Source organism: Myroides injenensis M09-0166 (genome assembly GCF_000246945.1).
Taxonomy (GTDB): domain Bacteria; phylum Bacteroidota; class Bacteroidia; order Flavobacteriales; family Flavobacteriaceae; genus Flavobacterium; species Flavobacterium injenense.
Window position 1 is genome coordinate 1 of record NZ_BAEX01000101.1, and the last position, 11,018, is coordinate 11,018.

Annotated in this window: 8 protein-coding genes and 1 pseudogene; 6 read left to right on the forward strand and 3 right to left on the reverse strand. The window is 32.0% G+C overall.

Translation table 11 applies throughout. The features are described from left to right. Positions 1-14: 14 nt before the first annotated feature. Both RH98_RS13465 and RH98_RS13470 read left to right on the forward strand, forming a co-directional pair. Positions 15-971 (forward strand): annotated as a pseudogene (locus RH98_RS13465) (GSCFA domain-containing protein). A gap of 2 nt (positions 972-973) precedes the next feature. After that, positions 974-1,621, forward strand: a complete 648-nt coding sequence (locus RH98_RS13470; RefSeq protein WP_010255891.1) for a DUF4230 domain-containing protein — start codon at positions 974-976, stop codon at positions 1,619-1,621. Here the strand turns inward: RH98_RS13470 and RH98_RS13475 are convergent. After that, positions 1,605-3,353, reverse strand: coding sequence for an aromatic amino acid hydroxylase (locus RH98_RS13475; protein WP_010255894.1), 1,749 nt, complete (start codon positions 3,351-3,353; stop codon positions 1,605-1,607). The genes RH98_RS13470 and RH98_RS13475 overlap by 17 nt on opposite strands. A 331-nt stretch (positions 3,354-3,684) precedes the next feature. Between RH98_RS13475 and RH98_RS13480 the strand changes: the two genes are divergently transcribed. Next, complete coding sequence (locus RH98_RS13480; RefSeq protein WP_010255897.1) at positions 3,685-4,839, forward strand: hypothetical protein; 1,155 nt, start codon at positions 3,685-3,687, stop codon at positions 4,837-4,839. Between the two features lie 300 nt (positions 4,840-5,139). On the opposite strand, the gene RH98_RS13485 is transcribed toward RH98_RS13480, so the two are convergent. After that, the gene (locus RH98_RS13485) at positions 5,140-5,694 is read right to left on the reverse strand and encodes a DUF4136 domain-containing protein (protein ID WP_010255900.1); all 555 of its coding nucleotides are present in this window, start codon (positions 5,692-5,694) and stop codon (positions 5,140-5,142) included. 26 nt (positions 5,695-5,720) lie between these two features. After that, complete coding sequence (gene hutU, locus RH98_RS13490) at positions 5,721-7,706, reverse strand: urocanate hydratase (RefSeq protein WP_010255903.1); 1,986 nt, start codon at positions 7,704-7,706, stop codon at positions 5,721-5,723. 182 nt (positions 7,707-7,888) lie between these two features. Here hutU and RH98_RS13495 point away from each other — a divergent pair, with 182 nt between their 5' ends. From RH98_RS13495 to hemL, 3 genes are read left to right on the forward strand one after another with little or no spacing between them, the layout of a single operon-like run. Continuing rightward, positions 7,889-8,791: a 1-aminocyclopropane-1-carboxylate deaminase/D-cysteine desulfhydrase gene (locus RH98_RS13495; protein WP_010255905.1), complete on the forward strand. Its 903-nt coding sequence runs from the start codon at positions 7,889-7,891 to the stop codon at positions 8,789-8,791. A 3-nt stretch (positions 8,792-8,794) separates the two neighbouring features. After that, positions 8,795-9,709 (forward strand): glucosaminidase domain-containing protein, encoded by a 915-nt coding sequence (locus RH98_RS13500; protein WP_010255908.1) that lies wholly within the window; start codon positions 8,795-8,797, stop codon positions 9,707-9,709. A gap of 2 nt (positions 9,710-9,711) precedes the next feature. Beyond that, entirely contained in the window at positions 9,712-10,992 is a 1,281-nt protein-coding gene (gene hemL / locus RH98_RS13505) for a glutamate-1-semialdehyde 2,1-aminomutase (protein ID WP_010255911.1), read from the forward strand. Positions 10,993-11,018: the final 26 nt, after the last annotated feature.

Here is an 11,018-nt window from a genome sequence, read left to right on the forward strand (position 1 = left end):
TAAATAGTGTAATTATGAAGTTTAGTACTGTTGTTCCTATTAAAAAAGTAATAAGACGATAACCTATGATGATAAGATTCTTTCTTTAGGATCTTGTTTTGCTGTTAACATTAGTGAGAAACTAAAAGATTATCAATTTCAAAATGTAGTTAACCCATTTGGAATATTGTTTAGTCCAAAAGGCAATAGAGCGTGTAATGCAATATGCAGTGGATGGCTATGAATTTACTGAGAGTGATGTGTTTTGTCATAATGAAGTTTGGAGCTGTTTTGCGACTCATTCTGATATGAATGAATTGGAAAAAGAGGATATTATAACTAAATTAAATGTCAAGCTTTTTGATTTACAGATGGCTCTAAAAGAAAGCTCTTTTTTGTTATTGACTTTTGGTACTGCTTGGGTATATGAACATTTAGAGACAAGTGAGTTAGTTGCTAATTGTCATAAATTACCTCAAAGTACTTTCAGAAAAAGACTATTAAGTTATTCAGAAATTTTTAATAGTTACGTTAATATTGTTAAATTAGCGAGAAAGATTAATCCTTCGATTGAGATTATTCTAACTATTTCTCCAGTTAGGCATTTTAAAGATGGTATAGTGGAGAATCAAAGAAGTAAATCTTTATTGTTTACTGCTTTACATGATGCTCTTGATACGTTGGCTAATGACGCATTGGTATATTTTCCCTCTTATGAAATAATAATGGATGAGTTGCGTGATTATCGCTTTTATAAGGCAGATATGTTACATCCAAATGAACTAGCTATTGATTATATCTGGGAACGATTTGTAGCATGCTGGATACATCAGGATATGTATCCGACAATGCAGAAGGTAAAAGAAGTGCAAAACGGATTAAATCATCGTCCTTTTAATCCAACTGCCGAACAGCATTTAGCTTTTTTAGATAGCTTAGTTGAGAAAATAGATTATTTGTTAGAGAAATATCCTTTTATGAATTTTAGGTAGTTATGAGAAAAGTATTGAGAGTAATTTTTAGTTTATTTATAGTAGTATTCTTTATGTTTACTGGTGCAATATTATACAATAGTTTGTTTGTTAATAAAAGTAATACTGAAATGGAATATGACACTGCTTTTATTCAAGAGCAGTTGAAGAATGTAAGTAAGCTAATTGTTACCGAAGCTAATTTTTCTCAAGTAATGACGTATAAAGATCAGCAAAAGTACTTTTTGAATTTAATTTCATTTGATAAGAAAGCTGTAGTTATTGTCAATGCGAAAGCTACTATAGGATATGATATGAGTCAATTGAAATATCAAATAGATGAGAAGAACAAGGTAATTCAATTAATGTCAATTCCAGAAGCTGAAGTGAATATTTACCCAGATTATAAAATTTATGATGTAGAACAAAGTACTTTTAATCCTTTTGTTGGAGATGATTATAATAAAATCAATAAAAAGATTAGAAAGGATATAGAAGATAAAATAGAGAAGTCCACTTTAAAGGCAAATGCAGAGAATCGCCTTATAAGTGAACTTTCTAAAATTTTGATATTAACTAATAGTATGGGATGGCAATTGCAGTACAATGGTAATGTAATTGAATCCGATACTGATTTTTCTGCGATAAAGAGTCCTAAGAATTATTTATAATAGCTATTCCATCTTTTATTAAATGAGCTACTTCGGGTCTTTCCTTTTGAACGTCTTGTAAATGATTTATTGCTTTATCATATAGATTAATGTTATTTTCTTTTTTGGCTAGTTCTAGTATTTCAATACTTAATAACCAATCTTTTGGGTGCTCATTTATAAGTGTATTTAGAATATTACTTAAATCTGCGTCATTATTTGTTTCTCTTTTTTCACGAACATTATTATAAAGTTTTTCTAGTTTTAATTTCTGTTCATCTCTTTTTTGTTTAATGGTTTTACTAGATGGTACGTGAGTGATTAAATCAAAACTATTATAATCAGCGGGACCAGAAAAGGCAGAAATTACTTCTGCACCTACTGCCATATCATAGGTTCCCCATTCTGGTTTAAATAATATTTCGTCGTTGTAAGTTACGGTACAGTCTTTAAAACTAATAAGTATTATCTTACCATGAATATTTCGTATTCCTGTAATATTAATTCCAGAAACGGTGATACCTCCTTCAAATTCAAGTGTAACTGGTTTATTTTCATATAAATTATAAGCCTTTAAGTCACGAGGACTCATATCTTCGATAGCAAGATTTATACCTTTTAAACGACCTAATGCTGTTCCGAAACCATGTGGATGAGTTTCAGTTCCATGTCCTACCAATTCTTTTTCTCTATATGCTAAAGCTGTTTGCCCTGTTGTTTGAATATAGGCTGGTTTTCCTTCGTTTTCTATAACTCTTGTAAATACACCAGAAATCTGTATACCAGTATTTAATTCAATAGTTCCTAGTGCTTTTGAATCTATCAGTTTTTTAATTCCTGTTAAGCCTCCTCTTCTAATTGCCATTTTATTTGCAAATTCCTCTAATACTTCACTTAAGTAAGCAAAATCAGGAGTAACAAATAGTTGAGGTTGAGGTTTAGTAATATCAAACTCTTGTTTAGCAGCCTCAATTGAGTAAGGAATTTTCTTTACATTATCAGTCATGCACCAAGCACTCTCACCAATTGAAGACAATAGCCCTGCTCCATATATTTTTGGGTTATCTAAAGTTCCTATTAATCCATACTCAACAGTCCACCAATGTAAATTTCTGATTAGTGACATTTCAGATGGTTCACTTGTGTCGTTCTGTAATAATTCAACTTGTTTTTCTGCCTCTTCTATTTCTTTAGGATCGACACCTTCTGCTTCTTTTAGTATAGATAATAATCTAATAGCTTCATAGATTTCATAATCTTTACCCGAAGATATGGCTTTACAGCCAATCTCGCCAAAACGTCTAAGGTATTCAGCATATTCGGGGTTAGCTATAATTGGTGCATGTCCTGCGCCTTCATGTATGATATCTGGAGCAGGTGTGTACTCAATGTTTTCAAGTTGTCTAATGTCACTAGCGATTACTAGTACTTTATAAGCTTGAAATTCCATAAAAGCATTTGGTGGAATAAAACCATCAACTGCTACAGCTGCCCAGCCTATTTCTTTTAAAATTCTATTCATACCATACATACTAGGTATGTTTTCAATAGAAATACCAGTTTTTTGTAAACCTTCAAGATATGATTCATGTGCAACTTTTGATAGATAATCTACATTTTTACGCATAACATATCGCCATACAGCCTGATTAATAGGAGTATAGTCTTGATAACTTTGCGGTTTAATAAATTGTTTTAAGTGTTGTGGTAATCTGTCAATTAGTTCGTTGCTTTCATATTCTTGAAACTTCATAATTATTATATGTTTTGTTATGAAGTAAATATAATAAAATTGTTATTCAAACCTTGTCTATATATAATAGTTTTATAAGCAAGTATGATAATATATGTTTAGATTAGTTTAAGAAATAATTAAATAGCAGATATTTATTTTTTAAGTATTTTCTCGAATATTTAGTTTTATATGGTATTTAATGTGGTTTATTTGTAATTTATTTAGGTATTTGTTTTTGTGGGATTTGTATTTTATTATTTATTTTCAGTTAATTTTAACAAAAATCTTTTGTTGTAGAATTTATTTTTATATCTTGCTCGTGATTTAACCAATTACAATTTTTATAATTATGAAGAAATTATTTATGTTTTTAGCCTTGAGTGGGCTTGTAACTTTAGGGGTGTCATGTAGTAGTGATGATAACTCTAGTGACGAAGTAAAAGAAGGTCAGTTAGCTGTTACTGCTGATAAGACCGAAATTAAAGAAGGAGATTCTGTTAAATTTACTATCACTTTAGATGGTAAAGCTGATACATCAGCAGAGTTATTTATTGAGGATACTCAGATATATACTCCTCATAAGTTTGATAAAGCTGGGAAATACAATGTTGTAGCAAAGAAGAAAGGTGCTAAAACTAGTGCTCCAGTTACAATTACAGTGAGTGAAAAAGATGGTGGAACTGATCCTGTTGAGAAAACATTAACTTTAAAAGCTGATAATATTAGTGTTAAAGTTGGGGGTACGGTAACTTTTACTGTGACTGATGGTACTGCAGCTGTAGCTGATCCAATTATTAGAATAGTAGGTGGAGAAGCAATTAAAGGTGCTACTTGGACTGCAACTAAAGCAGGTGAGTTTAAATTTGTTGCATCTAAAGAAGGTTTTAAAGATTCAAAAGAAGTGCTTGTAAAGGTTGAAGAGCCTACTGTAGTTCCAACAGAAAATTTTGTAATGGTTGGAAATAATGCTATTGATTTAAAAGGTGCTGCGTTATTTTATTTTACATCAGGAGGGGTTGTATATTCAATGGAGTTTGAAGGTAAAACTTATATTCCTTTTAGAATAAATACTTTTACAGTAGAGATTGATGGTACTGTAAAAGCAGAATATTATGAAAATGGTGCGTATTTAGTATTTTATGTTGAACAAAATGCTGATAGTAAAGATATTGTTTTCCCTTGGGAAGTTGGTGCTGATAAAATATTATTAGATAGTTATGGAGGGAAAATTAATGGAGTAGCATTTGAAGCTGATAAGGATACTAAATTCTCAGTACCTGTTTTAACAGCAATTGATGGTAAAGGTTTCGGTAATGCTAAGTTCGTTGTACAAGGGAATGATGAATTATCTAAAGAAGCTTTGTTAGCGGATTATAATAATAAGTTCCAAGGTTTTTATGAAATTAAATTATCTGCTAATGGTGATTCTAAAAGTATAAAATCTTTAGGCGCAGAGGCATTTGATAATAAGGTTAATGATTTATCAACTTTAAAAAGAAAATAAAAAAATTACAAATAAATAGTATACTTGCTATTTATTTTCTTTACAAATATTTTAAAATGTAGGGACTGTCTTTTTGAGACAGTCCCTAGTTTTTAATATTGTTTTAAAAGATAATATTCGCTTATTTTCATATTAACGCTATATATTAGCAATAAAATAATAGTTTTAATATACAAAAAGAGACTGTCTCACAAGTAAAGACAGTCTCTTTTGTATTTATAATTTGTTCTATTAAATAAACATATAAATGTTAGTATGTTCTTTTTATTTTGATCAGATATTTATAGATAAACAATTATTTTATTTAATCTGAGGAGGGAACTTCTCTAATATTTTAGTAATAAATTCTTGAATTCTTTCCTCTTTCTTTTCTGGTGTGGGCGCTTTATCTAAATATCCAGTACCTATTCCTTGCCAGATTAATGCTTTTTTATTCGTATCGATTAAATCTATATATAACTTCCCTTCAAGAGAAGTTGTTACAGAAGTAGAGTTGGTGCCCCAATACGGAGCATAACCCCATCCATAATATCCCCATGGACCATAAGGATAACTAGTGTTATTGGTTATATTAACTTGTTCTTGTGCTTTTGTAAAAATATTAATCAGCAATTGTGGATTGTTGTCTGTTTTTACAAATCCTTTCGCTGTTAATTCATTATCAATAGCTGTTAGAATTCTTTTCTTGTCTAGGTCATTTAATTGAACCTTATCAATGCCATCTTTAAAGAAAGCATATGTTTTATATTGTGTGAAATTTGCTGACTTATCATAGTCTGCAGTTACTTTCACACTACTACAAGCAGTTGAAAACAATATCAATGCAAGCAAGGGTAATAATGCTAGTTTTTTCATAAGATTTTTAGTTTCGTTAATATACTTTATAATAATGAATCGTCAACTAAATTAGGTAATGTAACTTTTAAAAGTGGTTCAGCAGCCATTGCTCTTTTAATAGCAAATATTGCTTCTTCATTACGTGCCCAGCTACGTCTTGCTATTCCATTGTTAACATCCCAATGTAGCATTGATTGTAATCGTTGTTGAGCTTCTTTAGTTCCATCAAGTAACATGCCAAAGCCACCATTGATAACCTCTCCCCATCCTACGCCACCTCCATTATGGATTGAAACCCAGGTCGCCCCTCTAAAACTATCTCCAATTACATTTTGAATAGCCATATCTGCAGTAAATTTAGAACCATCATATATATTCGAAGTTTCTCTATATGGTGAATCTGTTCCCGAAACATCGTGATGATCACGTCCTAATACTACTGGTCCAATATCTCCTTTTGTAATAGCATCATTGAAAGCCTTTGCTATTTTTGTTCTTCCTTCTGCGTCTGCATAAAGAATACGAGCTTGAGAGCCTACTACAAGTTTGTTTTCTTGTGCGCCTTTTATCCATTTAATGTTGTCGGACATTTGCTGTTGTATCTCTTTAGGAGCATCTTTCATCATTTCTTCTAAAACTTCACAAGCAATCTGATCAGTTTTAGCTAAGTCCTCAGCCTTTCCAGAAGTACATACCCATCTAAAAGGACCAAATCCATAATCAAAACACATTGGTCCCATAATGTCTTGAACGTAGCTAGGATATTTAAAATCGATACCGTTACTAGCCATTACATCTGCACCTGCTCTTGAAGCTTCTAATAGAAAAGCATTTCCATAGTCAAAGAAATAAGTTCCTTTTGCAGTGTGTTTGTTAATTGCTGCCGCCTGTCTTCTTAATGATTCTTGAACATATTGTTTGAATTTTTCAGGTTCAGTAGCCATTAAAAGGTTTGCTTCTTCAAATGTTAAACCAACAGGATAATATCCACCTGCCCATGGATTGTGAAGAGATGTTTGATCTGATCCTAAATCAATGTATAGGTTTTCTTTATCAAATTTTTCCCAAATATCAACTACGTTTCCTTCATAAGCGATGGAAACTATTTCTTTGTTTTCTTTTGCTTTTTTTACTCTAATAATTAATTCATCGATATCTTTTATTACTTCATCTACCCACCCTTGAGAGTGTCTAGTTTTTACAGCTTTTGGATTAACCTCGGCACAGATTGTAATGCAGCCAGCAATATTACCAGCTTTTGGTTGAGCTCCACTCATTCCTCCTAAACCTGAAGTTACAAATATCTTACCAGTTAAATCTTCTCCGTTTTTAGCTATTTTTCTTCCTCCATTAAGAACGGTTATCGTTGTTCCGTGAACAATCCCTTGAGGACCTATATACATATAGCTTCCAGCAGTCATTTGTCCATATTGTGAAACACCTAGCGCATTAAATTTTTCCCAGTCATCAGGTTTGGAATAATTAGGAATAACCATACCATTCGTAACAACTACTCGTGGGGCATTTTTATGCGATGGGAATAACCCCATAGGATGTCCAGAATACATCACTAATGTTTGTTCATCAGTCATCTCAGATAAGTACTTCATAGTAAGTAAATACTGAGCCCAATTTTGAAACACTGCACCATTTCCTCCATACGTTATTAATTCATGAGGATGTTGAGCAACAGCATAGTCCAAATTATTCTGAATCATTAACATTATAGCCTTTGCTTGTAATGATTTACCTGGATACTCATCGATTGGTCGAGCATACATTTTATAATCAGGACGAAATCTGTACATGTAAATACGACCATATTTTTCTAATTCTTCTTTGAACTCAGGTAGTAAGGTTTTGTGATGTTTTGGATCGAAATAACGCAATGCGTTACGCAATGCTAGTTTTTTCTCTTCATCGCTTAATATTTCTTTCCTTTTAGGAGCATGATTGATAGATAAATCATATTCTTTTATAGGTGGTAAGTTATTTGGGATTCCTTGAATTATAAGTTCTTGAAAAGTCATTGTTTATAGTTTAATTATATATATTAATAAAAGTTAGTTAATGGAGTGGTAAGTTACTAAAAAGAAGAATAAAAGTTCTAATTTTACCATTACTTTTGCAATTCAAATATATTGTGAATATTAATATAAATTAATTGCTGTTTTATATGCAGCTTTAATGAATTTAATTTTGTTTGGACAGTGTGGATAGTGTAATTAATTTATTTAGTAGTGATAAAGTTCCTGTAGTGAAGTATCCATTGCCTTTAGTAGATGGTATTGAGCTTTTTATAAAGAGGGAAGACTTATTACATAGGGAAATATCAGGTAATAAATTTAGAAAATTAAAATACAATATTAGTAAGGCGAAAGAGTTAGGATATAATAAGATATTGACATTTGGAGGAGCTTATTCTAATCATATTGCTGCAACAGCTGCAGCTTGTCGGATATTTGGTTTTGATTGTATTGGAGTGATAAGAGGAGAAGAGTTAATAAATAAGATTGAAGATAATCCAACACTATCGAAAGCTATTGAAGATGGGATGACTCTCGAATTTGTTACTCGTACACAATATCGCAATAAAAATGATGAGGCTTTTTTCGCAATGTTGGAAGAAAAGTTTGGCAAGTTTTATTTGGTTCCAGAAGGTGGAACGAATGATGAAGCGATTAAAGGAACAGAGGAAATATTGAAAAGTGAAGACTCCGTATATCAATATATTTGCACAGCAGTAGGTACTGGAGGAACTATCGCTGGAATAATTAATAGTTCTTTTGATGGTCAGAGAGTTATTGGCTTTCCTGCATTAAGAGGAGATTTTTTATATGATGAAATAAAAAAATATACATTAAAAGATAATTGGGATCTATCGTTAGAGTATCATTTTGGTGGCTATGGTAAGTATAATAATGAGCTTTTAGAATTTATATTTAGTTTTAAAGAAAATACGGGAGTATTATTAGATCCTATCTATACTGGTAAAATGATGTACGGAGTGATGGATATGATAAATAGTAAAAAGTTTAGTGCAGGAACTAAGATATTAGCAATTCATACAGGTGGCTTGCAAGGGTGGAATGATAACATAAAGATTGTAAAATAGTATATGGTAAAGAAATTATTGTTTTTAGTATGTTTAATATTTTTTGTGAGTTGTGGTTCTAAGAGGAGCACCTTGACAGGAAACAAAATTCGAGAAAAGGAGCTTGTTTCCAAAGAAAAATATAGAGCAGATCTTCGCAAGATTGAAGAGAATAAACGAAAAGCTGAAAATAGCAGAGCAGTAACTTCTGCATCTAAAGATAGTCAAGTACTGGAAGCAACTTCTTCTGTTCGTGTAACAGAGGATATTATAAAAGATTATATCGTCACTTATAGTGAAATAGCTAAGAATAATATGGCTACTCATGGTATTCCTGCAAGTATAACTCTTGCGCAAGGAGTATTGGAATCTGGTTCAGGACAAGGTACTCTCAGCAGAAATGCTAATAATCATTTTGGTATTAAATGTCATACCGAGTGGGAAGGACCATCTGTACGACATACAGATGATGCACCTGATGAGTGTTTTAGAAAATATGACTCCCCTGATGAATCATATAGAGATCATTCACTTTTTTTAGTGACACGTAGTAGATATGGTGATTTGTTTAAATTGCCAAGAGATGATTATAAAGGTTGGGCTCATGGATTAAAAAAGGCAGGATATGCTACTGATCCAAAATATGGAGATAAGTTGATTAGTTTGATTGAACGTTATTCTTTGAATAAGTATGATATCGAAGTTTTAAAAGAGTTAGGGATAGATCGTATGCCTGTTGTTGAAGAAGTTATCATTACCGATACTCCAGCTAAGAAAAATAATACTGCAAACAATTCTAGAAATACACATGTTGTCAAAAAAGGAGATACATTGTATTCTATATCAAAAAAATATAATACGTCAGTTGCAAAGGTTCAAAAGTTGAACAATATGTCTGGAACGGCGTTATCAATTGGACAAATTTTAAAAATTAAGTAATTATGTTGTATCAAAGAAGTAGTCAGCTTTTTGCTGAAGCTGAAAAAGTAATTCCAGGAGGAGTTAATTCGCCTGTAAGAGCATTTAAATCTGTGGGAGGTACACCTATTTATGTCAAAGAAGCTAAAGGGGCATACTTATACGATGAAGATGGAAATAAACTAATAGATTATATTAACTCATGGGGACCTATGATTTTAGGTCATGCTTATGAGCCTGTAGTGAATGCAGTTATAGCAAAAGCGAAATTAGGTACTTCTTTTGGTATGCCAACAGAAATAGAAACAAAAATTGCTGAATTAGCAGTGTCAATGGTCCCTAATATTGACAAGATACGCTTTGTAAATTCGGGAACAGAAGCATGTATGAGTGCTATTCGATTGGCAAGAGGTTTTACTTCTAGAGAAAAGATAATAAAATTTAAAGGATGTTATCATGGGCATTCAGATTCTTTTTTAATACAAGCAGGTAGTGGCGCGGTTACTTTTGGATCACCTAATAGTCCAGGTGTTACTCAAGGAACAGCAAAAGATACACTTTTAGCAGATTACAATAACTTAGAGAGTGTTAAAGCAATCTTTGAAGCTAATAAAGGAGAAATAGCAGCAATTATTGTAGAACCAGTAGCTGGTAATATGGGATGTGTGCCTCCTAAGAAAGGTTTTTTAGAAGGTTTGAGAAAGCTATGTGATGAATATGGAGCATTACTTATTTTTGATGAGGTAATGACAGGATTTCGCTTAGCTAGGGGTGGAGCACAAGAGTTATTTAATGTTAATGCTGATATCGTTACTTTTGGTAAAGTAATAGGTGGAGGGTTACCTGTTGGGGCATTTGCAGCAAGAACTGAGATAATGGATTATCTTGCACCTGTAGGACCGGTTTATCAAGCGGGTACACTATCAGGAAATCCTCTTGCGATGGCAGCGGGTCTTACTATGCTTGAAGAAATAGAGAAGGATCTTGATTTATTTAAACGCTTAGAGGAAAAAACAGCTTATTTAGAAAAAGGATTGCGCAAAGTGCTTTCTACTCATAATATTCCATTTACAATTAATAGAGTAGGATCTATGATTTCTGTCTTTTTTGATGAACGTGAAGTGATAGACTTTGAAACAGCGGGCTATGGTAATAATGATACATTTAAAAAGTTCTTCCATGGTTTATTGGTAGAAGGAGTTTATATTGCCCCTTCTTCTTATGAAACGTGGTTTATTACGGACGCTTTAACTTATGAAGATTTAGATCATACGATTAACGCAGTTAATAAAATATTCTCATAGTAAATGTGCTATGATATAAATAAAAA

Bases quoted from the DNA above. Each gene is read 5' to 3' on its own strand.
- RH98_RS13480 (WP_010255897.1), top strand. From the start codon at position 3,685: ATGAAGAAATTATTTATGTTTTTAGCCTTGAGTGGGCTTGTAACTTTA.
- RH98_RS13500 (WP_010255908.1), top strand. From the start codon at position 8,795: ATGGTAAAGAAATTATTGTTTTTAGTATGTTTAATATTTTTTGTGAGT.
- hemL (WP_010255911.1), top strand. From the start codon at position 9,712: ATGTTGTATCAAAGAAGTAGTCAGCTTTTTGCTGAAGCTGAAAAAGTA.
- hutU (WP_010255903.1), bottom strand. From the start codon at position 7,706: ATGACTTTTCAAGAACTTATAATTCAAGGAATCCCAAATAACTTACCA.
- RH98_RS13470 (WP_010255891.1), top strand. From the start codon at position 974: ATGAGAAAAGTATTGAGAGTAATTTTTAGTTTATTTATAGTAGTATTC.
- RH98_RS13485 (WP_010255900.1), bottom strand. From the start codon at position 5,694: ATGAAAAAACTAGCATTATTACCCTTGCTTGCATTGATATTGTTTTCA.
- RH98_RS13475 (WP_010255894.1), bottom strand. From the start codon at position 3,353: ATGAAGTTTCAAGAATATGAAAGCAACGAACTAATTGACAGATTACCA.